23 protein-coding genes, 2 tRNA genes and 1 riboswitch are annotated in these 25,513 nt (G+C 38.6%); of the genes, 8 read left to right on the forward strand and 17 right to left on the reverse strand.

Features of this window, described 5'->3' with window-relative positions; translation table 11 throughout:
- Window positions 1–254 precede the first annotated feature (254 nt).
- Window positions 255–740, forward strand: a complete 486-nt coding sequence (locus tag HY841_01225; protein ID MBI4929355.1) for a T9SS type A sorting domain-containing protein — start codon at window positions 255–257, stop codon at window positions 738–740.
- A 140-nt stretch (window positions 741–880) separates the two neighbouring features.
- On the opposite strand, the gene HY841_01230 is transcribed toward HY841_01225, so the two are convergent.
- The gene (locus HY841_01230) at window positions 881–1,825 is read right to left on the reverse strand and encodes a hypothetical protein (GenBank protein ID MBI4929356.1); all 945 of its coding nucleotides are present in this window, start codon (window positions 1,823–1,825) and stop codon (window positions 881–883) included.
- Window positions 1,826–2,292: 467 nt separating this feature from the next.
- Window positions 2,293–3,432 carry an acyl-CoA dehydrogenase gene (locus HY841_01235; GenBank protein MBI4929357.1) on the reverse strand — a complete coding sequence of 380 codons (1,140 nt, stop codon included), beginning with the start codon at window positions 3,430–3,432 and terminating at the stop codon, window positions 2,293–2,295.
- A 46-nt stretch (window positions 3,433–3,478) separates the two neighbouring features.
- On the opposite strand from HY841_01235, the gene HY841_01240 reads away from it, so the two are divergent.
- A complete protein-coding gene (locus HY841_01240; protein ID MBI4929358.1) occupies window positions 3,479–4,549 on the forward strand; it encodes an anhydro-N-acetylmuramic acid kinase in 1,071 nt (356 codons plus the stop codon).
- Here the strand turns inward: HY841_01240 and HY841_01245 are convergent.
- Together HY841_01245 and HY841_01250 are read right to left on the reverse strand one after the other, a co-directional pair.
- On the reverse strand, window positions 4,546–4,851 hold the full coding sequence (locus HY841_01245; GenBank protein ID MBI4929359.1) for a hypothetical protein: 306 nt from the start codon (window positions 4,849–4,851) through the stop codon (window positions 4,546–4,548). The two genes, HY841_01240 and HY841_01245, sit on opposite strands and share 4 nt — an antisense overlap.
- A 104-nt stretch (window positions 4,852–4,955) precedes the next feature.
- Window positions 4,956–7,565 carry a M1 family metallopeptidase gene (locus tag HY841_01250; GenBank protein MBI4929360.1) on the reverse strand — a complete coding sequence of 870 codons (2,610 nt, stop codon included), beginning with the start codon at window positions 7,563–7,565 and terminating at the stop codon, window positions 4,956–4,958.
- 126 nt (window positions 7,566–7,691) lie between these two features.
- On the opposite strand from HY841_01250, the gene HY841_01255 reads away from it, so the two are divergent.
- A complete protein-coding gene (locus HY841_01255; protein MBI4929361.1) occupies window positions 7,692–10,094 on the forward strand; it encodes a hypothetical protein in 2,403 nt (800 codons plus the stop codon).
- A 27-nt stretch (window positions 10,095–10,121) separates the two neighbouring features.
- Here HY841_01255 and HY841_01260 read toward each other — a convergent pair whose 3' ends face one another.
- A complete protein-coding gene (locus HY841_01260) occupies window positions 10,122–12,473 on the reverse strand; it encodes a hypothetical protein (protein MBI4929362.1) in 2,352 nt (783 codons plus the stop codon).
- Window positions 12,474–12,582: 109 nt separating this feature from the next.
- Here HY841_01260 and HY841_01265 point away from each other — a divergent pair.
- The 5 genes from HY841_01265 to clpX all read left to right on the forward strand — a co-directional run bounded on the left by HY841_01265 (window position 12,583) and on the right by clpX (window position 16,300).
- Window positions 12,583–12,655: transfer RNA gene (locus HY841_01265), tRNA-Arg, on the forward strand.
- Window positions 12,656–12,737: 82 nt separating this feature from the next.
- Window positions 12,738–12,819: transfer RNA gene (locus HY841_01270), tRNA-Leu, on the forward strand.
- Between the two features lie 80 nt (window positions 12,820–12,899).
- On the forward strand, window positions 12,900–14,234 hold the full coding sequence (tig, locus tag HY841_01275; GenBank protein ID MBI4929363.1) for a trigger factor: 1,335 nt from the start codon (window positions 12,900–12,902) through the stop codon (window positions 14,232–14,234).
- 23 nt (window positions 14,235–14,257) lie between these two features.
- Window positions 14,258–14,956 (forward strand): ATP-dependent Clp endopeptidase proteolytic subunit ClpP, encoded by a 699-nt coding sequence (gene clpP, locus HY841_01280; protein ID MBI4929364.1) that lies wholly within the window; start codon window positions 14,258–14,260, stop codon window positions 14,954–14,956.
- Window positions 14,957–15,049: 93 nt separating this feature from the next.
- The gene (gene clpX / locus HY841_01285) at window positions 15,050–16,300 is read left to right on the forward strand and encodes an ATP-dependent Clp protease ATP-binding subunit ClpX (GenBank protein ID MBI4929365.1); all 1,251 of its coding nucleotides are present in this window, start codon (window positions 15,050–15,052) and stop codon (window positions 16,298–16,300) included.
- Between the two features lie 20 nt (window positions 16,301–16,320).
- On the opposite strand, the gene HY841_01290 is transcribed toward clpX, so the two are convergent.
- The 12 genes from HY841_01290 to thiS form a co-directional block, all read right to left on the reverse strand.
- On the reverse strand, window positions 16,321–16,956 hold the full coding sequence (locus tag HY841_01290; protein ID MBI4929366.1) for a thiamine phosphate synthase: 636 nt from the start codon (window positions 16,954–16,956) through the stop codon (window positions 16,321–16,323).
- 59 nt (window positions 16,957–17,015) lie between these two features.
- Window positions 17,016–17,654: a carbonic anhydrase gene (locus HY841_01295; GenBank protein ID MBI4929367.1), complete on the reverse strand. Its 639-nt coding sequence runs from the start codon at window positions 17,652–17,654 to the stop codon at window positions 17,016–17,018.
- Window positions 17,655–17,663: 9 nt separating this feature from the next.
- Window positions 17,664–18,317: a carbonic anhydrase gene (locus HY841_01300; GenBank protein MBI4929368.1), complete on the reverse strand. Its 654-nt coding sequence runs from the start codon at window positions 18,315–18,317 to the stop codon at window positions 17,664–17,666.
- A 2-nt stretch (window positions 18,318–18,319) separates the two neighbouring features.
- Window positions 18,320–19,066: a hydroxymethylpyrimidine/phosphomethylpyrimidine kinase gene (locus HY841_01305; GenBank protein ID MBI4929369.1), complete on the reverse strand. Its 747-nt coding sequence runs from the start codon at window positions 19,064–19,066 to the stop codon at window positions 18,320–18,322.
- Between the two features lie 31 nt (window positions 19,067–19,097).
- Entirely contained in the window at window positions 19,098–19,667 is a 570-nt protein-coding gene (locus tag HY841_01310) for a thiamine phosphate synthase (protein MBI4929370.1), read from the reverse strand.
- A gap of 9 nt (window positions 19,668–19,676) precedes the next feature.
- Window positions 19,677–19,955 (reverse strand): hypothetical protein, encoded by a 279-nt coding sequence (locus HY841_01315; GenBank protein MBI4929371.1) that lies wholly within the window; start codon window positions 19,953–19,955, stop codon window positions 19,677–19,679.
- Between the two features lie 40 nt (window positions 19,956–19,995).
- Window positions 19,996–22,014: a tetratricopeptide repeat protein gene (locus HY841_01320; GenBank protein ID MBI4929372.1), complete on the reverse strand. Its 2,019-nt coding sequence runs from the start codon at window positions 22,012–22,014 to the stop codon at window positions 19,996–19,998.
- Window positions 22,011–22,436: a hypothetical protein gene (locus HY841_01325; GenBank protein ID MBI4929373.1), complete on the reverse strand. Its 426-nt coding sequence runs from the start codon at window positions 22,434–22,436 to the stop codon at window positions 22,011–22,013. Before HY841_01325 ends, HY841_01320 begins: the two co-directional genes overlap by 4 nt.
- A gap of 205 nt (window positions 22,437–22,641) precedes the next feature.
- On the reverse strand, window positions 22,642–22,971 hold the full coding sequence (locus HY841_01330) for a nucleotidyltransferase domain-containing protein (GenBank protein MBI4929374.1): 330 nt from the start codon (window positions 22,969–22,971) through the stop codon (window positions 22,642–22,644).
- Window positions 22,944–23,336, reverse strand: a complete 393-nt coding sequence (locus HY841_01335) for a HEPN domain-containing protein (protein MBI4929375.1) — start codon at window positions 23,334–23,336, stop codon at window positions 22,944–22,946. The genes HY841_01330 and HY841_01335 overlap by 28 nt, the downstream gene beginning before the upstream one ends.
- 21 nt (window positions 23,337–23,357) lie before the next feature.
- The gene (gene thiC / locus HY841_01340; protein ID MBI4929376.1) at window positions 23,358–25,037 is read right to left on the reverse strand and encodes a phosphomethylpyrimidine synthase ThiC; all 1,680 of its coding nucleotides are present in this window, start codon (window positions 25,035–25,037) and stop codon (window positions 23,358–23,360) included.
- A 64-nt stretch (window positions 25,038–25,101) separates the two neighbouring features.
- Window positions 25,102–25,302, reverse strand: a complete 201-nt coding sequence (gene thiS / locus HY841_01345) for a sulfur carrier protein ThiS (protein MBI4929377.1) — start codon at window positions 25,300–25,302, stop codon at window positions 25,102–25,104.
- 71 nt (window positions 25,303–25,373) lie between these two features.
- Window positions 25,374–25,475, reverse strand: a riboswitch (TPP riboswitch).
- Window positions 25,476–25,513 lie beyond the last annotated feature (38 nt).

The raw sequence follows: 25,513 nt of genomic DNA on the forward strand, positions 1-25,513 counted from the left end.
AAGAACATTATAATAACGAGCGCCCTCACGATTCTCTTAACTCTTTGTCTCCAAAACAATATTTACTCAACAACAAAAATCAAAATCAACCAATCCCAAAACACAATTTTGAACTGTCCTAACAATGGGGAAGCTTACACACTCTGTTTCCAAAATTCTTTACCAATACCAGTAAACATATTAATGTAGACAACCTGTATGTTACTGACCTTACTGAAAACTGCCTGAATAGTAGTTATACATTTTATGGTGATGTGCGCATTACAGGAGGTGCGCAGGGAGTAACGCTTACAAATACGCATGTGAATAGTGGCGGGCGCTTGCATGTAAGCTGCGTTGCCAGTTGTGGCGTTAATCCTGATGATTATCTTTTTGAACAACTTTCCTACGCAAAAATAAATAGTGATAACAATACTAATGGTGGTCTTCCTTCATTCGTTATGTCAGATGAGTTTAAACAAGTTGCTCCTCCTTCTGTTTTTATTTTTCCTAATCCTAGTAATGGAATATTTGTCGTTGAAAGTTCTAAAGTAAATATTCAAAATATTCAGATAATAAATGCCCTCGGTCAGATAGTATACAAAACAACAATTGGCAGTGGGCAATTGTCAGCAGGCAATAAACAGCCAACAACAAACGGGCAACTAACCATTGATTTGAGTTCCCATCCCAAAGGCATCTACTTTATAAAAGTGCAAAGCGGAGAAAATGTGTACACCCAAAAAATAATCCTCCAATAAAAAAAGCCCCGCAAAACACAGGGCTTCGTACTGTGTACCTTAGTAATTTCTTCGTACTTCGCTGGAATCTTCCTCCCCCATTGGGTGAGAAAACTCCCCTCCCTAACGGGGAGGGGCAGGGGGTGGGGCTTGGGGGCTTTTTATTTCGGCTGCAACGGAAAATCCCTCCCGCTCATCACCCCCGGCTTAATCACAATCACCTCCGTAACCGACTCAAATTCCGGCCCCTTCGAAATCGTAGCAGTATAAGTGCCGCTCTCCAACTTCTCCTCATAATTCCCCTCCTCATCACACACAATAAGTATCGCCTCCTTATTCTCCTGCTGCATTTTTATCTCCGCCTTCGCCAAACCCGCATTCGTACTCCCGTTCAATACAGTCCCCTTCATCCCCGACACCTTCGGATTAATCATCTCAAGTATCCTCTCAAAAATATAACGCTCCGCATACTCATGTTTTTTTCTGTAAATAATTTGCCCGTCATCCATCATGTCCCGCGCTGTAGTATAGCACGCATTATTTGCCTTTATCTTCTTTGCCGTTTCAACACCCGTCTCGCTCGCGCTCTTAAAATCGGTATACAAATCCTCAAACGCAGTAACATTCCCATCCACCGTCAACTCAAAACCCGCAGGCATGTTATTACCCCCATCCTGCAGCAGCGTCAGATTATCCGCAATATAATTATTCATGCTCGAACCCATTCCGCTCACACTCTCCCAATCATTCTGATTCGCCTTGCGGTAATATTTCTGTCCCGCCTTTTCATAATTCGCCTTCCTGAACTCTTCCGTAAACACACCATTTATATAACCCTTCGTCTGCAAAAAATTTCCTATCACCACATCAGCCGCCTTCTCCACCTTTATTCTCAACTGCTCCGCTTCCGCACCCCGCGCCTGGTCATCCGGCAATTTCTTCGCTGCCGCTATCGCCTTCTTTGCGTCCAACCCCTTTTGAGCGGTATAACTTTGCTTGTAATTCGTAAAATCAGCAATATCCTTCGCGTAATTATCCCACAGCGTATTCAATGCGCTGTACAAATCCTGCTGCGAGCAGTTGTAATTTTTTTGTTCCGGTTCCATCTTTCGTGTTGCCTGATACTTAACTCTCAGGTCTTTTTTAGCGATACATTAATTTCTACTTTGGAGTATACCCTAAATCGTGCCAAACAAAGTTTTGTATATATTTTCATTCTCCATTCTGTATTTTCTTCGCGTCTTTGCATCTTTGCGAGAGATTGTATTAAAATCCATTTCTAAACGCGTAAAACCCATTATCAAGCGTGCCTGTCCCGTTCTTCTCGGGGTAAAATCCGCTGTCAAGCATGTAAAATACATTATCAAGCATGCCTGCCCCATTCTTCTCGGGGTAAAATCCGCTGTCAAGCGTGTAAAATCCATTTTCAAGCGTGTTAAATATCCACGGTCAAGCGTGTAAAATCCATTGTCAAACGTGTAAAATTCGCTGTCAAGCGTGTAAAATCCGTTGTCAAGCGTGCCTGCCCCGTTCTTCTCGTGGTAAAATCCACTGTCAAACGTGTAAAGGGGACTTAAGTCAACACCGCTCTTGAAATCACAATCTTCTGAACTTCGGTTGTCCCTTCATAAATCTGAGTGATTTTTGCATCGCGCATCAAACGCTCCACATGATATTCTTTCACATATCCATAACCGCCATGCACCTGCACCGCTTCAACTGTGGTCTCCATCGCAACGCGCGAAGCATAAACTTTTGCCATCGCGCTGGCAGTGCTGTAATCCAAGTGATTATCTTTCAGCCATGCGGCTTTTAAGCAGAGCAAACGTGCCGCTTCAATCTCTGTTGCCATGTCGGCAAGTTTGAATTGAATTGCCTGATGTTTTGAAATTTCTTTTCCAAATGCTTTTCTTTCTTTTGAATAAGCGAGTGCAAGTTCGTATGCGCCCGATGCAATGCCGAGCGCCTGCGCAGCAATTCCTATTCTTCCTCCAGCCAATGTTTTCATAGCGAAGGTGAACCCAAATCCGTCTTCGCCAATTCGGTTTGCTTTCGGAACTTTTACATTGGTGAACATCAGCGAATGTGTATCACTCCCGCGAATACCGAGTTTATCTTCTTTCTTTCCGACCTGAAATCCGGGCATTCCTTTTTCCACTATGAAGCAATTAATGCCTTTATGTTTTTTTTCAGGATGCGTTTGAGCCATCACAAGATAGGTTGTTGCGCTTCCTCCGTTAGTAATCCAGTTTTTTATTCCGTTCAAAATATAATAGTCGCCTTTATCTTCAGCAGTAGTTTTTTGTGAAGTCGCATCGCTTCCGGCTTCTGGTTCGCTCAAACAAAAAGCCCCGATGATTTCTCCTTTGGCGAGTGGCACAAGATATTTCTGTTTCTGCTCTTCCGTGCCGTAAGCTTCCAGCCCCCAGCACACGAGAGAATTATTCACGCTCATCACCACAGAACACGATGCATCCACTTTTGATATTTCTTCCATTGCCAGCACATAGGAAATTGTATCCATGCCTCCTCCTCCATATTTCAGATCAACCATCATCCCGAGAAATCCTAATTGCCCAAGCTGTTTAATTTCTTCCACAGGAAATTTTTGCTGGTTATCGCGCTCAATCACGCCTGATTTCAAAACTTCCTGCGCGAAATCGCGGGCTGCTTTTTGCACGGAGAGATGCTCTTCTGATAATTCAAATTTCATATATGATAAGTTAGTAATTTTGAATAGTGCACTAAGGTATAAAAATATGATAAAGTATAAGGTGATAGGAATTATGTCAGGCACCTCATTGGACGGACTTGATATTGCATATTGCAAATTTTATAAAAATAAAAGTTGGGGATACAAAATCATTCAGGCCCGAACAAAAAACTATAATATAAAATGGAAAAAGAAACTGAATAAGGCATTTAAGATAAAGAAGAAAAACCTTGAAACTCTGAACATCGAATATGGAAATTATATAGGAAAAGAAATTTTAAAATTTATTAAACAAAAAAAACTTTCTCCGGATTTGATTTCTTCACACGGACACACTATTTTTCACCAGCCCGAGAAAGGAATCACACTTCAGATTGGAGATGGAAAAACTATTTCTTCTTTGTGCAAACTTCCTGTCATATGTGATTTCCGCTCTGGCGATATTGAACTGGGAGGACAGGGCGCTCCGCTTGTTCCGCTGGCGGATAAGCTTCTTTTTTATGATTACGATTATTGCCTTAACCTGGGCGGTTTTGCGAATATCTCCTATGATAATTCAAAAAATAAAAGAATAGCATTTGACATTTGTCCTGCCAACATTGTGCTGAATAATTTAGCAACAAAACTCGGAAAAGATTTTGATAAAGCAGGAAAAATCGCATCTCAAGGGAAGGTAAATCGGAAGCTTCTTGAAAAACTTAATGAACTTTCATTCTATAAATGCAAGCCACCAAAATCACTGGGAAGAGAATGGGTGGAGAAATACTTTTTTCCGTTTTTAAATTCATTTAACATTTCTATTCAGGATAAACTCAGGACTGTTTGTGAGCATATTGCTTTTCAAATCACTTTAGTTGTTAACCCCGAACCCCGAACCCCGAACTCCGGACTTTTAATTACAGGCGGTGGGGCTTACAACAAATTCCTAATAGAGAGAATTTCTGCTCAGGTAAAATGTAAAGTTGTTCTTCCTGATGACAAAACCATTCAATTCAAGGAAGCCATGGCGTTTGCATTTCTTGGAGTGTTAAGAATGCGAAATGAAATAAATATTCTGAAAAGTGTTACGGGTGCAAAGCGAAACAGTTCTGGCGGGAAAATTTATTCACATAATTAAAAGCGGTCGTCATCAAAAAATCCTTCTTCTTCGTCATCATCATCTTTGTCATCTAGCACTGCATCATCGATGTTTTCAAGTTTTGGCTCGCTTTCAGAAAAAAATTCTTCTTCTTTATCATCCTGCTCATCTTTTTCTATTGCATCATCCCAGCCATCTTCTCCTTTTGCTTTTGATTTTGATGCCGAAGCTTTCATCGCTTGTGTTTTCCGGGAAACTACTTTAGCAGCTTTCTTTTGTTTAGCTTTCGTGATGGCTTTCACCTTCGCGGGTTTTGATTTTTTAGTTTTTGATTTCTTCATAAATGAAGTTTTTCAAAATTTATTCCCTTGGTTAACGGGTTTGTGATACAAAATTAAAAACTTTTGATATAAATAATATTCCGAAATAATTTTTTTTCACACCCTTAATTGGGCGTCATAACCGAATTATATAAAGTAGTTAGTTTCTGCTTCTGGTTCTGTGCCTGAGCCAATTGCTGTTCAAGGGTTTTCAGTCCGTCAGGTAGCGGATTGCTTTGTTTCAGTTTGGCAATTTGCTCTGTAATTTTCTGCTCGCGATCAGAATACATTTGGGCAAGGTCTTTTATTCCTTTCTGCCCGAAATAGCGTACCCAGCGGTTGTCTTCCGTGCGGGCAATCTTTTCAAGAATTTTTATTCCGGCATTAATGGTATCATCGCTGCAAAGCTTGAGAAAATCCGTGTAGGTCATGGCAAAAGAAACATTTTCCCATCCACTCATTTTTTCAGAAAGGCTCACAAAAAATGATTGATTTGCATCACTGCCGTGAAGAGAATAAATCTGCGCAACCGCCAGCAGCATGTCCATACTTTTTTCTGATTCAAATTTTTTGGCGATTTCCATCGCCTCTTTTTCATCCTTTTTTGACAGAGCGGAAAGTGATGCTCCTGCCACCGAATACGATTTATCATTTATTCCATTTCGATAAACTTGGGTGAGGTCATCATCCTGGTAATTGTTTGCAAGCTGTTCGGTGGCAAGAGCGCGCACAGAAGATTTCTCATCGTTCCTGGCAAGGGCAATAAGTTTTTCTTTCACTTTGTTTTTATATTCAGAAGGAAGTTTTTCCAGAAAGTTGATGGCTCTTTCCCGCAGGTCGGAATTTTTATCGCTCAAAGCTGAAACAATTACATCAGCCGCATCAGGCATGCTTGCAAAGTTGGCACATTCTTTCATGGCTTCCAGTCTATCCTGATAGAGCGGGCAGTTTTTATATTCGAATACACGCTCGGCTACTGATAATTTTTCTTCTTTCACGCAGAGCAGGCTTTTTTCCGCATCCACATTAACAAAATCAGGTTTGCGGGATAGCGGGAATGAAAAATCTTCGGTCTGGTTATTTACCCATACACGCTTGCGCTCTTTTTTTCCATCAGCATAAATATCAATGTCAACCGGAATTCTGAAGACAGGAGATATGTTCAAATCCTGAAGCTGCTGAATGCGTACAAAATATTTCTGCAGCGTGTCATTGTAATTATGTTGTATAAGAAGTTTTGGATGACCTTCCGCAAAAAACCATTGATCAAAGAACCAATGTAAATCTTCTCCTGTTATCTGCTCGAACGCAAGGCGGAGGTTATCAGCTTCCACCGATGAGAATTTGTTTTTATCGAGATACAATTTAAGTGCAGAGAAGAACGCATCATCACCCAAATATTTTCTAAGCATATGAAGAACAGCGCCTCCTTTGTTATAAGAATGTGAATCAAAAACATCATCGGGCACATCATAATAATACCGTATTAAATGCTTGGGAGATTTTTCGGCATTGGAAAGATAGCCCGACATGGACTCGCGTCCGTGCTGGTCAGCCGCATCGCGACCATACTTATATTCCTGCCAGAGATATTCTCCGTAAGTAGCAAAGCCCTCATTGAGCGTGATGTTTGCCCATGATTCGCAGGTAACATAATCGCCAAACCAGTGGTGAAAAAGTTCGTGAGAGATAACATCTTCATAGCTGTTGTCGAGGTTCTCCCTGTCTGTTTGATTTAAAAATTCTCCATGAAGAACCGCAGAAGTGTTTTCCATAGCTCCTGAAACATAATCGCGCACTACCACTTGTGAAAATTTTTCCCAGGGATAAGGAGTGCCGAACTTGTTGGAAAAAAACTCAAGCATCTCGGGAGTTTTTCCGAAAAGGAGTTTTGCGTAGGGTTCGAATTCGTGTTCCACATAATAATTTACATCAATGTTTCTCCATTTGTCTTTTACAATAGCAAAATCTCCCACGGTCATCATTGAAAGGTATGGGGCGGAAGGAAGTGACTGTTTCCAGTAATCCGTTCGGGAGCCATCCGGATTTTTCTTTGATGAAATTAAAAGACCGTTTGAGAGTGTGACAAAATTTTTGTGAGCGGAATCAATGGTGATATAAATTTCCTGCGTCATTCTTTCATTCGGTTTATCAACAGTTGGAAACCAGCAGGAGTTGGATTCGGGCTCGCCTTGTGTCCAAAGTTCTGTGGGCTTATTTTTTTCTTTGCCCTGCGGATTAATAAAGTAAAGTCCTTTATCGGAAGTGATGGCATTTCCTGCATGGATTTCGCGCTCGTTGGGTTTTGCCACATAGTCAATAAAAACCTTCAGTGTATCATTACGGGAATATTCCTTATCAAGCGAAATGGTGAGTTGGGTTTTGTTATACGTGAACGGAAGAGTTTTCGTTGGATTAGTAAGAAGAGAAACTTCTTTCACTTCAAACCCTTTTGCATCAAGCGTGATTTCTTTTGCAGGATAGAAGTACGGCTTAAATGTAATGGTTGCTTTGCCGTTCATGTATTGTTTTTCCCAATCAAAATTCACCTCAAGTTTGGTGTGAAGGATGTCAATGCTTCTTGTGGAAGTTGGATGAAATTCTCCCGGCTCATGTTTAGCAAGTGTATCACCTGTTTTGGCAGGAAATTTCTGTGCAGACTCATGTGATTTGCGAGAAGTCGTGCAACTTGCAGCTACGAGTATAGCAGAGATTATTATACAAAACTTTTTCATGGATCTTCCAAAAGGAATACAAAGATGTATAAAAGTTAAGATACTCTAAGGATTTCTTTATTATTCATTTGGTATAAAATTAAAATATCTTTGCTGGAGATCATGTTTTTACATAAAATATTTTCTATGAAGTCGAAGATGCCAAACCTGCTGTTTTTGGCAATTATTATTTTTCTGACCTCATTTCCAAAAATTGATCCTACTTTTTCTACAGGATTAGATTTTTCACTGCCTTTCGCTTTGAATTATTTTTTCAGTCATGATATTCATTTTGGAAGTGAGGTGATTTTTACTTACGGACCTTTGTCTTTTCTGAAAATGCCTGTTCCAATGGGGAATAATCTTGTGCTTAGCATAGGATTTATTTCCATCGTTTATTTGACTTTTATTTATGCAACGCTTTTTCTCGGACAACTTATTAATAAAGAAAAATGGCTTCTTCATTTTGGAATTGTTTTTTTATTGTGCCAAATTGTAAATGTGGATCATTTGCTGATTGGAATAACAGCAGTTTCATTATTAATTCATCATGAAGCTAAAAGCAGAAAATGGTTAATCGTTTCTTTGTTTAGTTTGGTTTTCGGATTATATATTAAATCTTCCATAGGTATCTCATCCTTTCTGCTTTTGATTTCTTATATGTTTATTTATTATTTTTTATACAAAGATTTTAAAAAACTGATTAAAATTGTTGTTAGTGTTGGCGCACTATATTTTCTTTTTTGGTTTGTGATTTACAGAGACTTTCACGGATGTTTAAAATTTTTATGGGCTACTTTTCAATTGGCGAAAGATAATTCTGCTGCTGCTTCAGTTTATCCAGAAAATAATTGGTGGTTGCTTGGCACAGCTCTTGTCGCATTTTTTTTGATTCCCGCAGTTACAAAGGATAAAAGAACTTACTTTTTATACGTGTTGTTTTTTCTTTCGGCATTTGCGTCTTGGAAGCATAGTTATTCCCGCGAGGAGGAAGTGCACTTGTCCGTATTTTATCATTTTTTAATTTTATTTTTTTTCGTGTTCCTGATTTTCATTGATAAAATAAAATTAATTCATATCATACTTATCATTGTTTCATTCTTTTTCCTTTATAGTAACATGCTTTCCACCGAACGTTACCATCAGGATGACCGTATTGGGATAAATGGATTTAATAATTTTTATGAAACATTTTTTGACTATGGCAAACTCGCAGAGAAAAGCGCTGCCATCTCCAAGGAAAACATACAACCCGCAAAATTACCAATGGCAGTTTTAAGCATAATAGGTAATGAAAGCGTTGATGTATATCCCTGGGATTTCAGTTACGTTGTAGCCAACAATCTGAATTGGAAGCCAAGACCGGTTATACAAAGTTATGCCGCCTATACAGAATGGCTGGATAATCAGGATGCGGAATATTTTTCTTCCGATAAAAGCGCACGCTATATTGTTTGGGAGCTTACAGATGACAGATATGGGCAAAAAGGATTTTGCAGTATTGATAACCGGTATTTATTGAATGATGAACCCCATGCAATCTATCAGTTCTTTACTAACTACAAACCTGTTTATAAAAATGAACAGATTATTTTATTTGCTAAAACAAATAAACGCATGTTGTTTTATCCAAAGAGTATCAAATCAGATACTGCCTCATGGAATCAATGGATTAAAGTTCCTCCTGCAGAAGATGGGATTGTGAGGGTTAAAACAAAATTCAACAATACTTTTTTCGGGCAGATTAAAGAATTTTTATTTAAAGGAGAGGAAATACGAATGGATTGCAGAATGAAGAATGGTAATGTAATGCAATATCGTGTGATTCCGAACTGTGCGGAAAGAGGCATATGGATAAATCCTCTTCTTGCGAGTGATATGGACAAGAGCACCATTCAGTTTTCCGAAGTTGATGTAATCAGATTCACTTGCTCTAATATCAATCTTATGAAGTCACGTATTTTCATGGAGTGGGAAAACATTGAAATAAATAAAGAGCATATTGCCTTTCCTGATTCTTCAGCAACTAAATTATATAGTGGAAATTATAAAAATACTTTCAACTATTTTATGCAATACTATGTGTCTGCCGACACATTGATAGTACATTCATTAAATGATTTTGAAAGCAAAAAAGAAAATTGGTCGGGTGATACAACAAACCTATCTTCTGAGAATATTTTTTCAGGCAAAAAATCCGAATTGCTTGACGCGAAAGATATCTACTCTTCCACTTTTACATTTTCTATTAGTAAAATAAGGAATGATTCATCTGCTGTTATCGTCAACACTTCTGTTTGGGTAAAAATGGCAGAACATGCAAGAGGTACTTTGGTTGTTTCGCTGGAAGATAATGGAGGAATATTTTTCTGGAAAGCAAGGAAACTGGAGGACTATGTTAATGATAGAAATGAGTGGCAACAAGTTTTTTTCAAAGAGAAATTTACATCAATATCTAATGATGCAAAATTGAGTATTTATATCATTAACGATAATAAAAAAGAAATTTGTATAGATGATTTTGATGTGAAGGTTTACAAAAGTGATTGAAAGTAACAGATAACTATAAAAACTGAATTAGTTTACAAAAAGGATTTTTGCTATATAAGTTTTAGAGCCGTCATCATTAGCACAAAACACCATGTAAACTCCTGTGCGTGCTCGTTCACCTTTAAAATTATTGCCATACCATATTGCCTGTCCTCCCAGCGCCTTGGTTTGATAAACAAGAGATCCGCTGATATCAGTAATCTTTACATCAGCATTTTCAACAAGTCCTGTTATCGCTATAGGACCAGCATATCCAGGTTGAACAGGATTCGGGAAAACATACACATCAGTAAAATCTTCCAGCCCTTCAGTTGCATCATTTCTATACGAAATAATTCCATCTACCGTTCCAAAAAAAACTTCTCCTGTCTTTGGATTGATAACGATGGAACGGATTTCGTTAGAAAGAAGCGGGCTGTTATCTACCGTGAAATGCTGAATTTGCTGTGTACCGTCTGCAGACATAAGGTAAACTCCGGAGTTTTGAGTGCCAATCCACTTGCGGTTGGCTCCATCCACAGCAATGGCAGTTACAAGTTCTGTTTCGAGCAGAATCTGCGTGTGCCCGTCCTGTTCAATAAAAATCTGCTGAGCATCGCATCCTGAAGAAGAAAAAATCTGGTCGGGGCAGTAAAAAACTGCAATGCCTTTATCCGTACCCACCCAGATTTCTCCGTCTTTATCTTCGGCAAGGCATTCCACTTCATTGCTCGGAAAATTTCCATTTCCGGCACCTGCAAAAAGTTTTTTCATATTGTCATCTCCTGTTCCCCATGTTCCGTTTTCATTAAATACCAAAATTCCTCCTCCGCGCGGAAGCACCATCCATTTCTGGTTGTATTGATTGACGATGATTTGTCCAAGAGTAGGATTTAATCCTAATCCCAAATTGCTAAAGTTAAATGGTGGCTGCCATGTGCCATCGCTCTTTTTTACAGATAACGGATTAATGACATTGGAATTTGTAACCCACAAGTTACCATCCTTGTCAAAGGTTTGTCCATACACAGTTACCCAATGATAGGATGGAAGACCGGTAATGGATTGCAAACTGCTGTTGGTTTCATTCCAAATTTTTATAATTGAGCCGTTGTTGAGTTCAATAAGTCCATAACCAATTGTGCCGAGATACACATGTTCTTTATTTGCCGGATCAATGGCAACAGAAACAATATCACGCATTGTATCGAGTGCGGCAATTCCACCCGCACCTCCTTTTATACTTGACCAGTTTTCGCTGCTGAATTTATATACTTCTGCTTCGTTGTATCTTCCGTTCCATATTTCGTCATGGTCGCCCCGCGCTACCCATAAATCTCCATCTGACATGCTCATGACATAAACCTCAGAAGTGTTAGGCCCATTAGGAAAATAATTTTCATTCCATGCACCGAGATTGACAACTTTTGTTAACCCATTTAGATTATCGGCAATCCATATAAAATTCAGATTGGTATTATCAATAATTCCCTGATAAGGATCAACTCCATATAGTCGTGCAAGCCATGTTTCACTTCCATCATAGACATCCATGAATCCGGGAAAAGAAATCAACAATTTATTACTGTTGAATTCCATTTTTCTGACTGGAAAGAAACTTGTATCCGGCTTAAGAAAATGACCCCACGTTGTTCCATCATACTCATAAATTGTATCAGCAGGCCATGGCACTGTGGAGGGGGCAGAGTAGTTAACATAAATTTTTCCTGCAAAAGAAGTAATCGTGTTGTATTTACCTTTCGGCAATAAAGAAAATTTATTCCATGAATTATAGTCAGCCAAATTGGAAGAGTTCCATGAAGCCCTGTAAACTCCCGAATCAGTTGCTGCATAAAGATAATTTGCATCAGAAGTGATGTCGCGGATATTAATGTATCCTCCATTCACGCCAATATAATAGGTGTCTTCTATTTGTTTTTTATCCATATCAAGAACCACTATTCCGAACCCGCAGGCAACGTAAGCGAGTTGATTTCTCAGGTGAATATTGTTTATTGTTTTTTTTCCGGTGATGATAGCCCGCTTGATGTCAGAAATATTATAAATAATATTTCCGGAAACCAAATCAATATTGGCATTATTATACGCGATGAACAAGGTATTGTCATAATCATTATAACGAATGGTACTAACACCCACATCAGATAGTCCCGAAATCTTTGAAAGACGCTCAATATAATTATCATCTTTTTTTAGAGAAAAAATTCCGCTTTCAGTTGCACAGTAAATTTTTTCATTGCTTTGGGTGACAGAAATTCCTTTTTTATAAGAAAGGTGGTCGCGCCACTGACCAATAGCAAGCTGGCAAATTCCATCTCCTCCCATGAGAAAAGTTAACAGCAATAATGCGGAAGTGCAGATTTGTTTCAAATGATTCATCGCTTTGTGCTAATGTACTAAAGAAATCGGAACGTAAAATCAAGCATGATATTGTGTTTACCTTCAGTATTGGGAATGTAAATTCATATTTTTGCCATTCATTAAAATTGCACCCGTAGTTCAATGGATAGAATATCTGGCTTCGGACCAGAGGGTTGGGGGTTCGAGTCCCTCCGGGTGCACCGAAGAAAATAAAAGTTAATTCTTCAGAGTTAATAGCTGATTCACGATTAACAATTAACTTTGAACGATTAACCAAGTTTTGCGGGCGTGGTGAAATTGGTAGACATACCAGACTTAGGATCTGGCGCTTCACGGCATGGGGGTTCGAGTCCCTCCGCCCGCACAAATTTTCAAGATTTTCAGGGGCAATTTCCGTCCCCATAAATCTCTTATCTTTGCCCTCCATTTACTTTATTACCTGCTATGGATATAGTTAAAGAAAACGTTGATGACCTGAATGCTGTTTTGAAAGTCAAAATCGCTCCTGCTGATTATTCGGACAGGTATAATATTGCGTTGAAAAAATACCAAAAAAAAGTTGATCTGCCTGGCTTCCGTCCGGGAAAAGTTCCGGTAGATTTGATAAAGAAACGTTTTGGCACGCATATTTTGGTCGAAGAGATAAATGACATGCTTTCAGAATCGCTTCACAAATATATTTCTGAAAATAAAATTGATATTCTTGGCAACCCTCTTCCGAAAGAAGATTCTCATATTGATTTCGACCATCAGACCGAATTTGAATTTCAATATGATTTAGGTCTGGCTCCTAAAATGAATATTGAACTTTCTGCAAAAGAAAAATATCCTTATTACTCGGTGAAAGTTGATGATGAGTTGATAAACAAGCACGTGGATTACTTCCGCAGAAATTACGGACAAGTGATTCATCCTGAAGCATCTGAAGAAAAGGATGTGCTGGTCGGTGATTTTACCGAAGTGGATAAAGAAGGCAATGTTGTTCCCGGAGGAGTTTTCAAAACAACACTCATTGATATTTCCAAAATCACTAATGCACAAAACAAAGTTAAACTCATCGGGCTGAAGAAAGAAGATAAAGTTGTGCTGGATAACCTTTCTGACAATGCTTCCTATATTTTCGAAATCCTCGAATTATCTGCGGAGAAGTTGAATGGGCTCTCTCTTCAATTTCGCCTGAAAAATCTCAGCCGGATTGTGCAAGCGGAAGTGAATCAGGAGTTGTTCGATAAAATTTATGGAGCAGGAAAAATTAACAGCGAAGAAGAATTCAGAAATAAAATCCGCGAAGAACTTGCAGTGATGTTCATTGGAGACAGCGACAAGAAATTCATGAATGATGTGGCGGATTCAATTCTGAAAAAGGCAAATCTTTCTCTTCCCGAAAGTTTTCTGAAAAGATTTTTGCTTGCCACCAACAAAGAAAAAATTTCTTCGGAACAAATGGACAAAGAATATCATTCTTATTCCGATGCGCTCAAATGGCAGTTGATTGAAAATCATCTTTTGAAAACTTACAAGGTTGTTGTTCCTGCTGAAGAAGTGGAGCAATATGTAACCAATCTTGTGAAAATGAATTTCGCCAAACGCGGAATGACAAATGCAGATGATGAAACTATTAAAGCATCAGTAAAAAAAGTGCTTGAAGATGAAAAACAGGTTAGAAATGCGTATGACAGATTATATGACCAAAAACTAATTGAACTTTTCAAAAACACTTTCACCATAGAGAAAAAAGAACTTCCTTATGACGAGTTTTTCAAAAACCCTAAATCTTAATTTCTTAATCCAAAATCAAAATTATGTTTGACCAAAACGAATTTCGCAAATACGCAATTAAGCACAAAGGCATCAGCAGTATGACTATGGATGCTTATACGAAACTAAACAGCACCGTCATCCGCAGCGACTATTATATTTCTCCAACCATTATCGAAGAGCGCCAGCTGAACGTTGCAACCATGGATGTTTTCTCTCGTCTCATGATGGACAGAATTATTTTTCTTGGTGTGCCTATCAACGATTATGTTTCTAACATTATTCAGGCACAGTTGCTTTTTCTTGAATCGGTGGACGCGAAAAAAGATATTCAAATTTATCTCAACACACCAGGTGGTTCTGTATATGCCGGACTTGGAATTTATGACACGATGCAATATATTGCGCCAGATGTTGATACGATTTGTACAGGCATGGCAGCTTCGATGGGCGCGGTGATTATGTGTGCGGGCGCTCAGAAAAAACGCAGTGCACTCCCTCACGCACGTATTATGATTCACCAGCCGATGGGTGGTGCAGAAGGGCAGGCATCTGATATTGAAATCACAGCGCGTGAAATTCAGAAACTGAAAAAGGAACTTTACGAAATTATTGCGAAGCATAGCGGACAGACCTATGAAAAAGTTTGGGAAAACAGTGACCGTGATTATTGGATGACTGCTCAGGAAGCAAAAGATTATGGAATGGTGGATGAAATTTTAGTGAGAAGCAAAACAAAATAAATTAGGATTACACCGATTATGAAATGAGATTACACCGATGGCTGTTATCTGTGTAATCAAATAAATAATCGGTGTAATCGTTGAAAAAAAGTTATGGCAACTCAAAAAAATGTGAAGTGTTCTTTCTGCGGTCGAGACCAGCAGGATATTAATGTGATGGTCTCCGGTCTTGACGGTCATATCTGCGATCATTGTGTGGAACAAGCGCATTTAGTTGTAAAGCAGGAACTGAAAGCAAAGGGAGGCAAATCCGCACATTTTGTTTTGAATCTCATCAAGCCGAGTGAAATTAAAAAACATCTGGATGAATTTGTAATAGGGCAGGACGATGCGAAAAAAGTTTTGTCAGTTGCGGTTTACAATCATTACAAACGGATTTCACAGAAGCCGAAGAGAACCACCACAAAATCAGATGACATCGAAATAGAAAAATCAAACGTCATTCTTGTTGGTGAAACCGGCACAGGAAAAACGCTGCTTGCCAGAACCATCGCGAAAATTCTGAATGTTCCGTTTTGCATGGCAGATGCAACCGTTCTCACCGAAGCGGGATATGTAGGTGAAGATGTGGAAAGCATTCTCGCCCGATTGCTTCAGGTTGCGGATTATGATGTGACTGCCGCGGAACGGGGAATTGTTTTTATAGATGAGATAGATAAAATTTCACGCAAGAGTGATAACCCGAGCATCACGCGCGATGTTTCCGGAGAAGGAGTTCAGCAGGGGCTTTTGAAATTATTGGAAGGCGCTGTTGTGAATGTTCCTCCACAGGGTGGAAGAAAACACCCTGAGCAGAAAATGATTCAGATTGATACTTCTAATATTCTTTTTGTTTGTGGTGGAGCATTTGATGGGATTGAAAAAATGATTGCGAGAAGAATTAAACCGCAGTCTCTCGGATATACAGCATCAAAAGAAGGAGATTCGGTTGACAGAGAAAATATTTTGCAGTACATCGCACCGCTTGATCTGAAAAAATTCGGATTGATACCTGAATTGATTGGACGTTTGCCTGTGATTACTTATTTATCTCCTTTGGATGAAAGCACGCTCAGAAAAATTCTTACCGACCCGAAGAACGCCCTCACCAAGCAGTACATGAAATTGTTTGAGATGGATGGAGTAAAACTTTCTTTTGATGATGACGCGCTTGATTTTATTGTTGAAAAAGCATTTGAGTTCAAACTCGGTGCGCGCGGGCTCCGTTCTCTATGCGAAGGTGTAATGAACGATGCAATGTTTGAAATTCCATCCGAAGGAAAGGTGAAAGAACTTCACATCACACTGCTTTATGCAAAAGAAAAACTTTCCAGAAGTAAGTTGAAGCGCCTCAAAGCTGCATAAACACTAATTAGCACGAATTTTCACGGATGAATTAGTGTGAATTTGTGTAATTCGTGAATGAGTTTATTGGTGGCATCAGTTTTATTCTCCGAAAGATTTATTGCCGAAGAAACTGCAACACCGTGAATTCCGCTTTGCATTAATGATTCAACATCTTCGAGCTTAATTCCTCCTATGGCAATCATTGGAATCTTGTCACCAAATTTTTCAGCGATTGTTTTTATTCCATCTAATCCAAGAATCGGATTTAATTTTTCTTTAGTAGTTGTATGTCGAAAAGGTCCAAGTCCGATGTAATCACATCCGTTTGCCATCTGCCATTTTACATCTTCCATCGTATTGGTGCTTCCTCCGATAATGAAATTATTTCCCAATATTTTTCTCGCCTCTTTCGGATTCATATCCTCTTTTCCCAAATGAACACCATCGGTTGAAATTTCTTTTGCGATTATTACATTGTCATTGATAATTAATGTCGCCCCGAATTTTTTGCAAACCAATTTTACTTCTTCCGCAATCTTCAGCCATTCATCATACGTTTTATTTTTTACACGAAGTTGTATCCAGTCCGCACCGCCTTTACAAGCAAACTCTGCAAGTTGAGAATGAGAAAAATCAGGAAGGTCTTGAGTGATGTAATGTAATCTTGAAATCATAGGCACTAATTGCACGAATTGGCTCTAATTAGTTTGTGTTAATTAGTGCAATTCGTGGCTCAGAAATCTATTTTGTAAATATTATCCATCTCGGAATCATCCCGAACCGTCACATTCATATCTTTTATTAATCCGTTGCTCACATCATACACCCATCCGTGCACATGCGGACGTTTATGCTTTTCCCAAGAACTTTGAATACTGGAAGTCTTGCATAAATTATATACCTGCTCAATAATATTTAATTCAGTTAACCTCCTGTCTCGTTCCTCTAAATTTGTAATTGCGTCCAGTTCTTTTTGATGAAGACGGTAGACATCTTTAATATTGCGGAGCCAGTTATCAATCATTCCGCCATAATGCTTGTTGCCCAATGCCGCTTTAATGCCGCCACAATGGTAATGCCCGCAGACGATTACATGTTTTACTTCAAGAATAGTTACGGCATAGTCCAATACGCTCAGTAAATTGGCATCCGTATGATCCACAACGTTAGCGATGTTGCGGTGAACAAATACTTCACCTGATTTTGTTCCGGTTATTTCATTGGCAGGAACCCGACTGTCCGAACAGCCAATCCACAACACGCCCGGGCTTTGTCCTTTTGCCAGATCGCTGAAGAAATCAGGACTTTCTTTTATTTTTTTTGCAACCCAGTCTTTGTTGCCTTGCAGAAGTTTTTGATAAAGTTGTTCCATAAAAATATTTTATAAATGATCAGGTACTGAAAAATCATATTTGTAAATCTTATGCATCTCCTCATTGCTTCGTAAAGTTATACCCAAATCTTTTATCAATCCGGTTGAAATATCATCCACCCAACCGTGCACATGCGGATGTTTTTGAAGTTTCCATGCATTCTGAATGATGGATGTCTTGCACAGATTTCGCACTTGTTCTCTTACATTGAGTTCCACCAAACGTTTTCCCCGTTCTGTTATATCGCTGATGCTGTCCAGTTCTTTTTCATGAAGCAAATACACATCCTTGATATTTCTGAGCCAGTTGTCGAGCAGACCGAATGTCATACTACTCATTGCCGCTTTGATGCCTCCGCAACCGTAGTGCCCGCACACGATTACGTGTGTTACTCCGAGAATGTTCACCGAATAATCAAGTACGCTGAGCAAATTAATATCGGAGTGGACGACCATGTTGGCGATGTTGCGTTGCACAAATAATTCGCCCGGATGCGTACGCGTAACCTCATTCGGAGGCACACGGCTGTCGGAACAACCGATCCACAGCGCGAGCGGATGCTGAGGTTGCGAAAGCATTTTGAAATATCCGGAATCTTCTGAAAGTTTTTGCGCCACCCATTCCTTATTTCCGCGCAAAAGTTTTTGATCAAATTTTTCCATAGTCAGATTTTATGGTAACCGATTAAAGTTTTATTGCTCATTAAAAATTTTGTCACGTAATCTTTCCCTTTCAGGCAGGAACGCTGTAGGTCATTTCCATTTGCAAGATTTGCCGTGATTGCCGAAGATAATACACATCCGCTTCCGTGCTTTCCGATTTCAGAAATTTTCTTTGTGCGAAAAGGAAATATTTTGCCTTCAGTTGTAAAAAGATAATCATGTCCTTTTTTCTTTTCACTGTGACCGCCTTTGAGAAATACATTGCAGTATTTTGAAAGTTCTTTTGCGCCTTTCATTTCATCTTGCGCACCCGAAAGAATTTTTATTTCATCTGTATTAGGAGTGAGGAGATAAATATTTTTAAGAGTGGAAGTAAGCTTTTCTTTTTCAAAATTTTGGTGAATATCAAATCCGGAACTTGTTCTGATTATTGGATCCCAAAGGAGTCTTGAGTCGTTAGTCGTTAGTTTTGAGATTATTTTTTCAAGAATATCTAAACTTTGAATCATTCCAATTTTCACAAACTCAAACTTATATTTTCTTGCGAGGACTTCAATCTGTTTTATGATTTCATCTTCGCTAATCCACTTCACTCCGTCAAATTCAGAATCGTTCTGAAAAGTTAAACCGGTTACAACTCCCATGCCCTGAACTTTGTGCTGTTCAAAGGTTTTGATATCGGCAAGAACGCCTGCTCCACCGCTGGGATCAAAACCTGCAATGCTTAATACGGTTGGTCGTGCTTTCAAGATTTTTGAATATCGAATATCGAACAAGGAATTATGAATGCCGAAGTATTTCAACTCCATTATTCGGTATTCCTTGTTCAGTATTCATTATTTGCTTTTGTATTATTTTAAATTTCTCTATCGGATTTGTGCTGTTCCAGATTGCTCCGAGAACGGCAACTCCTGCAAAACCAAGTTCACGGCAGGTTTCAATTTTGCCCTCGTCAATTCCGCCAAGGGCAATAGGAGCCCATCCCAAACCCTTCCCCATGGGAAGGGCTTTTTGTTTTTGCAGAAATGATTTTACTTCCTGCAAGTCGAACTTTGATTTGTATCCTGTTTTAGAAATGCTGTCAAATATTGGCGAGAGAAAAAATAAATCTCCCCTCCCTTGGGGAGGGGAAGGGGGTGGGCTCAATGAATGGAATTTTGAAAAATCGGAATGCAAAAAGATTTTGTTCTGGTGCTTTGTAGAAATTTGCTGAATGAAATCTTTAATTTCTTCTTTTGAAAAAGAAGGTTTGTGGATTTGAAACATTTCCAGTCCTTCTTCGAGCAAAGAATTTATGATCTCGTGTTCGTTGGGAGCAGGTGCGGGCAAGGAGATGACGATGAGTTTCATTGTTCTCTGCTATTTTGCCGATTCAATTTCCTTCCTTTTTATAACAAAAGCGTTCTCTTTTGTAGCAAGAGCAATCCCTTTTGTAACAAAATCGTTCCCTTTTGTAGCAAGAGCAATCCCTTTTGTAACAAAATCGTTCCCTTTTGTAGCAAGAGCAATCCCTTTTGTAGCAAAAGCCTTCCCTTTTGTAGCAGGAGCGTTCCCTTTTGTAGCAAAAGCCTTCCATTTTGTAACAAACCGGGATGGAGTATTAGCGAAATTATGATGGCATATCGAAAATTCAGTCATTTTAATTAAAATTTTGAAATTTTAATTTGCAATATCAAGATCAAACCTTTATGCCTATCACCAGCACATCATCAACTTGTTCCAAACTTCCCCTCCAATCCTCAAATGTTTTTTCAAGAATGTTTTTCTGTTCAGCTAATGACTTATCGCTTATCGCTAATAACTTTTCATTCAGTTGCTTGTACTTGAATTTTTTTCCTTTCGGACCGCCAAACTGGTCGGCAAAGCCATCGGTGTACAAATACAAGGTTTGAGGTTTGAGGTCTGAAGTTTGAGATTCAACAGCCCTAAGCGTAAAAGAATTTTTTCTATCACTGAGTCCAACGGGCATGTTGTCGGTTTCGAGTTCAATTATTTTTCCATCCTGCACAAGAATAGGTGCGTTATTTGCTCCCGTGTATTCCATCTGCCTTCTGCCATTTTCCATCTTACATGTTAGTAATATGCCATCCATTCCGTCCTGAGCGCCTTCGGAAGAAATATTTTCAATCAACCGCTGGCGAACATGATTAAAAATTTCATTGGGCTTTTCAATTCCTTTTTCTGCAATCGCCTCGTTGAGAAATGAAATGTTAAGCAAACTCATGAATGCGCCCGGAACTCCGTGACCTGTTGAATCGCACACGGCAAGATAAAATCTATTGGCTGTTTCATTGCCTACTGCCGACTGCTTACTGCCAACTGCTTCTGTTGCCCAGTAAAAATCTCCGCTTACAATATCTTTTGGTTTGAATAAAACAAAATATTCGCCAAGGTTTTTGTCGAGCAGACTGTTTGAGGCAAGCAATGCTTTTTGTATGCGCTGTGCGTAGTTAATGCTATCGGTAATGTCTTTATTTTTTTCTTCTACTAATTTCTTTTGCTCATCTACAATGTGTTTTTGTTCTTCAATAACTGCTTTTTGCTTTTGGGTAACGCGCCAGCGGTTGAACATGAAAACCGAAAATACTGCCACTAAGAGCAAACCCCCGATAACCGAAAACAAAAACATTTTTTGCCTGCGCTTTTCTTCATTAGTAATTGCGTCTTTCTTTTCTTGCTCTGCTTTTGCTAAGGATTCTTTTTTATCAAACTCATAATTCATTTGTGCCCGAACAGTCTTTTTTGTATTCTCATCGTTTATTAAACTGTCACGATAAAGAATATACATTTTATAATTTTCATATGCAGATTTAAAATTACCAAGAATGCTATCTAATTTTGATAATGCTTTATAACTGTTTTTAATATTTTCCTTACTTCCTATTTCTTCTGCGATTGTTAGTGCTTTATTTATTTGTTGCTTTGCTACATCGAATTTTTTAAGTTTTATATTAAATAACCCGAGAGCATTATAGTTGCCAGATATTCCCTCTTTGTCTCCAATTTCTTCGAATATTTTTAATCCAGCAATTTCATTTTTTAATGCCTCGCTAACATTGCCTTGGTTTTCTAAAACTTCGGCTATATTGCTATATGAATAAGCAACACCTTGCTTGTCTTCAATTTCCTGATATGCCTTTAAAGAGGAATGAAAGTTTTCTAATGCCTCATCAATTTTATTTTGTACGACATAGATAGTCCCAATATTTGCATAAACATCTGCAACTCCATTTTTATTATTTATTTCCATATTTATCTTTAGGGAATTGAAATAATTTTTCAAAGCTTCTGAATAATTATGCTGAACTTGATAAACAATTCCAAGAGAATTATAAATGGGTGCTATTTTTTTCTTATTGCCAACTTCTTCGTTTATTTTTAATGAAGACAAATAGTATTTTAATGACTCTGGATAATTTCCTTGCGATAAATTAATTGAACCCAGTTTTATATAGGAATCACTTATTCCTCTTTTAAAATTTAATCTTTCAGAAATAGTTAAAGCATTGTTGGCATTTGTTATTGCTTCCTTATACATACTGACTTTCTTAAATTCAGATGCAAGTTTATTTAGCACATCTATTTTATTTGTATCCTCTTTTGAATTTTTAATAATAAAAAGAAGCGAATCAATTTTAAATTGCTGAGAAAAAGCAAAAAGGGGAAACAGGAGTAGTAGAAGGAAATGAGTCCTCATTTAATATTTGGGTAAGTTTCTTCTTTTGATTTATTAAAATTAAATTCCACGGTGCCAATCATATGTTCACTTTCTTCATATTTGTTTATTAAATCCTTTGCTGTAATTTGTTTAGATTTGAATTTATAAAGTGCAGCATTTAAATTTTTCCAACCGTTTCTTACATTACTTGCCATTGTTTTCAAATTAAATGCATTTATTATAGTAAAAGAAACTGTCGCGGTCGCAGCAATGATTCTAATATGACCTTCATCCACCAGACCAATAAAGGCACTTACAAAAACTGAACAGGCTACAGCTAAAAAGCCAATTAGAATTAAACCAACTGATAGCAAATTAGCACCGATTCTCCATTTTAATAAGCGGCTTTCTATTTCTTTTAAAACACTTTCATCAATTTTTTGAGTATTGTCTTCTGTCATAATAATTTTTTTTAGTTGTTGGTTATTTATTGAAGAGCATTCTTTGAAAAAACATTACTTGTTGTTTGCGTTAGGGATAGAAGCGGAAATCCCCTGACGCTTCGGTCAGGGATTGTAGCGAATAGCCCGACCGCGTTTCGCGGGAACGCCCAAAGAAGGAAGTAGACAATGGGCAGTAGACAATAAATACAAAAAAATGAAAAAGTTAACATGAAATTTCTACTCCGTACTTTTTAATTTCCCAGAGCAGCGGTGACGGCTCTTTAGAGAAAAAATCTTTTGGAGAATAGGGGATGGGGTCAATGTTGGCAAATTTTACATCCCATAATTTACGGAGCAGGTATTTTCCTTCTTCGTGCGGATTAACTCCGAATTTTTCAGAGATGATGGCAATATCCACATCGCTTCCTTTGCGTTGTTTCCCGTTTGCATACGAGCCAAAGAGAATCACTTTGCTTACAGGAATTTCATTTCTTAATACAGAAACATAATCCCTGATATGTTCAATTATTTGTTTAGAAATTTTTTCAGCCATTTTTGTAATTTTTGTGTCTGCGTAAAATAAGTATGTGTGTATTTTCCGGTCGCTCTTTTATAAAATTCCTTTTTCCATTCCGGATATCTTGCTTCAATATTAAATTCGGTGAGGTCGGCAAGCAATGTCTTTTGGTTTTCATCAAAACTAATTTCCAAACTTTTTGCAAGGGCAACAAGATTATGCGAGAAAGGAGGATGATTGCCCGTTTGCTGCATGAGCAGTGACTTAAGAATTTTTTCTACAGAAAGGTGGCACATGTACAGACAATACGGATAACGCTTTGTTTGAAACATGTGTTTAGCTGTAGTCATATCATAATCGGATAACTCTTTCCAATGAGTGATTTGTTCTTTTGTGCTCATGATAACAAAAATACAAAATGTTTATTCGTGCACATATATTTCATTTCCTGCTTCAGCAAACTCTTTCGCTTTTTCTTCCATTCCTTTTTTCAATGCTTCCTCATCGGCAATCCCGATTTTTTCTGCGTACTCGCGCACATCCTGCGTAATTTTCATAGAGCAGAAATGCGGCCCGCACATTGAGCAGAAGTGCGCGGTTTTGGCTCCGTCCTGAGGCAAAGTTTCATCGTGAAATTCTTTTGCCGTGTCGGGGTCGAGCGATAAATTAAACTGGTCTTCCCAGCGAAATTCAAAACGCGCCTTGCTCAATAAATTATCTCTGATCTGCGCACCGGGGTGTCCTTTTGCAAGATCGGCAGCGTGCGCGGCAATTTTGTAAGCGATGACTCCGTCCTTCACATCTTTTTTATTCGGCAAGCCGAGATGTTCTTTCGGAGTAACATAACACAACATCGCAGTGCCATACCATCCAATCATCGCAGCTCCAATTGCGGAAGTGATGTGGTCGTAGCCGGGCGCGATGTCGGTGGTGAGCGGACCGAGCGTGTAAAATGGCGCTTCGTGGCAATGCTTCAATTGCAAATCCATATTTTCTTTTATGAGATGCATCGGCACATGTCCGGGTCCTTCAATCATCGTTTGCACATCGTGCTGCCACGCAATTTTTGTGAGTTCACCGAGCGTAATTAATTCTGAAAACTGCGCTTCATCATTTGCATCGGCAATACTTCCGGGACGCAATCCGTCTCCGAGAGAAAATGCGACATCATACTTTTTCATAATCTCGCAGATGTCTTCAAAGTGTGTGTAAAGAAAATTTTCTTTGTGATGAGCGAGACACCATTTTGCAAGAATGGAACCTCCGCGCGAAACAATTCCCGTCACTCTTTTCGCTGTAAGCGGAATGTAACGAAGCAAAACTCCGGCATGAATTGTAAAATAATCTACGCCTTGTTCGGCTTGTTCGATCAATGTGTCGCGGAAAATTTTCCAAGTCAAATCTTCGGCTTTGCCGTTCACTTTTTCTAATGCCTGATAAATGGGAACAGTTCCCACAGGTACAGGACAATTTCTAATTATCCATTCTCTTGTCTCGTGAATGTTTTTTCCTGTTGATAAATCCATCAGCGTGTCGCCTCCCCATCTACAAGACCATACCGCTTTCTCCACTTCTTCTTCAATGCTGGAGCTCACGGCAGAATTTCCGATGTTAGTATTTATCTTCACCAAAAAATTTCTTCCGATAATCATCGGCTCGGCTTCGGGATGATTTATGTTGGAAGGAATAATGGCTCTGCCGCGAGCGACTTCGTCTCTGACAAATTCAACAGAAACATTTTCACGAATAGAAATATATTCCATTTCGGGAGTGATAATTCCTTTTCGCGCATAGTGCATTTGCGAAATATTTTCTCCGCTTCTCTGGAATTTCCATTTCGAACGCAAACGGGGAATTCCTTTTTCTAAATCAATATCAATTGCAGGATCGGTGAAAGGCCCGCTTGTGTCATACACGACCAATTTTTCTTTCGAGTTACCATTTCCGTTTTTGGAAGCGATACCGCTTGAGATTTCAATTTCTCTCATCGCAACTTTGATGTCGGGATGGATGGTGCCACTTACATAAATTTTTTTTGAGTTGGGAAACGGTTCGCGGGTGATTGTAGTTGCGCTAGTGGGGAGTTTTTCGGTTTTATTCATAATTAAAATTTTTAGTTTTTGTATTTCCATCTGCCTTCTGCCATGTTTCATCTTACATGTTTTGTTATCCTCCTTGAGTTGCTTTGATGATTAAAACTTTATCGTCCTCATTCAATTGAAAATTCTCCCACTCCATTTTTGGAATCACTTTTTCATTCACCGCCAAAGCAATTCCATTTGTGCTCGGCATATTTAATGTTTGAACTAATTCGAAAATATTTTTTCCTGAGAAATATTTTTGTTCGGAGTTGACAAGTAGTTTCATAGACACTAATTTTATGAATTGACACTAATTAATTTGCGCTAATTAGTGTAATTCGTGTCAGAAAACCTAAGGAGAGAGAATATTGCTTTCCCTTCGCAGGCATTACCCTGTTCAGGTTCAAAGGGTTCATCTCAGCCCTGATAGTATCGTCAGAGGCGCCCCCAAGTTTTCTGCTGCAAAGATGGAAAATAAAGGGAGAAAGCAAAATCAG

This window comes from Bacteroidota bacterium (genome assembly GCA_016213405.1).
Taxonomy (GTDB): domain Bacteria; phylum Bacteroidota; class Bacteroidia; order Palsa-948; family Palsa-948; genus Palsa-948.

Bases quoted from the DNA above. Each gene is read 5' to 3' on its own strand.
- thiS (MBI4929377.1), bottom strand. From the start codon at position 25,302: ATGAAACTACTTGTCAACTCCGAACAAAAATATTTCTCAGGAAAAAAT.
- HY841_01245 (MBI4929359.1), bottom strand. From the start codon at position 4,851: ATGAAGAAATCAAAAACTAAAAAATCAAAACCCGCGAAGGTGAAAGCC.
- tig (MBI4929363.1), top strand. From the start codon at position 12,900: ATGGATATAGTTAAAGAAAACGTTGATGACCTGAATGCTGTTTTGAAA.
- HY841_01250 (MBI4929360.1), bottom strand. From the start codon at position 7,565: ATGAAAAAGTTTTGTATAATAATCTCTGCTATACTCGTAGCTGCAAGT.
- HY841_01300 (MBI4929368.1), bottom strand. From the start codon at position 18,317: ATGGAAAAATTTGATCAAAAACTTTTGCGCGGAAATAAGGAATGGGTG.
- HY841_01325 (MBI4929373.1), bottom strand. From the start codon at position 22,436: ATGACAGAAGACAATACTCAAAAAATTGATGAAAGTGTTTTAAAAGAA.
- HY841_01315 (MBI4929371.1), bottom strand. From the start codon at position 19,955: ATGACTGAATTTTCGATATGCCATCATAATTTCGCTAATACTCCATCC.
- HY841_01295 (MBI4929367.1), bottom strand. From the start codon at position 17,654: ATGGAACAACTTTATCAAAAACTTCTGCAAGGCAACAAAGACTGGGTT.
- HY841_01290 (MBI4929366.1), bottom strand. From the start codon at position 16,956: ATGATTTCAAGATTACATTACATCACTCAAGACCTTCCTGATTTTTCT.
- thiC (MBI4929376.1), bottom strand. From the start codon at position 25,037: ATGAATAAAACCGAAAAACTCCCCACTAGCGCAACTACAATCACCCGC.
- HY841_01235 (MBI4929357.1), bottom strand. From the start codon at position 3,432: ATGAAATTTGAATTATCAGAAGAGCATCTCTCCGTGCAAAAAGCAGCC.
- HY841_01230 (MBI4929356.1), bottom strand. From the start codon at position 1,825: ATGGAACCGGAACAAAAAAATTACAACTGCTCGCAGCAGGATTTGTAC.
- HY841_01335 (MBI4929375.1), bottom strand. From the start codon at position 23,336: ATGAGCACAAAAGAACAAATCACTCATTGGAAAGAGTTATCCGATTAT.
- clpP (MBI4929364.1), top strand. From the start codon at position 14,258: ATGTTTGACCAAAACGAATTTCGCAAATACGCAATTAAGCACAAAGGC.
- HY841_01255 (MBI4929361.1), top strand. From the start codon at position 7,692: ATGAAGTCGAAGATGCCAAACCTGCTGTTTTTGGCAATTATTATTTTT.
- HY841_01310 (MBI4929370.1), bottom strand. From the start codon at position 19,667: ATGAAACTCATCGTCATCTCCTTGCCCGCACCTGCTCCCAACGAACAC.
- HY841_01330 (MBI4929374.1), bottom strand. From the start codon at position 22,971: ATGGCTGAAAAAATTTCTAAACAAATAATTGAACATATCAGGGATTAT.
- clpX (MBI4929365.1), top strand. From the start codon at position 15,050: ATGGCAACTCAAAAAAATGTGAAGTGTTCTTTCTGCGGTCGAGACCAG.
- HY841_01260 (MBI4929362.1), bottom strand. From the start codon at position 12,473: ATGAATCATTTGAAACAAATCTGCACTTCCGCATTATTGCTGTTAACT.
- HY841_01240 (MBI4929358.1), top strand. From the start codon at position 3,479: ATGATAAAGTATAAGGTGATAGGAATTATGTCAGGCACCTCATTGGAC.
- HY841_01320 (MBI4929372.1), bottom strand. From the start codon at position 22,014: ATGAGGACTCATTTCCTTCTACTACTCCTGTTTCCCCTTTTTGCTTTT.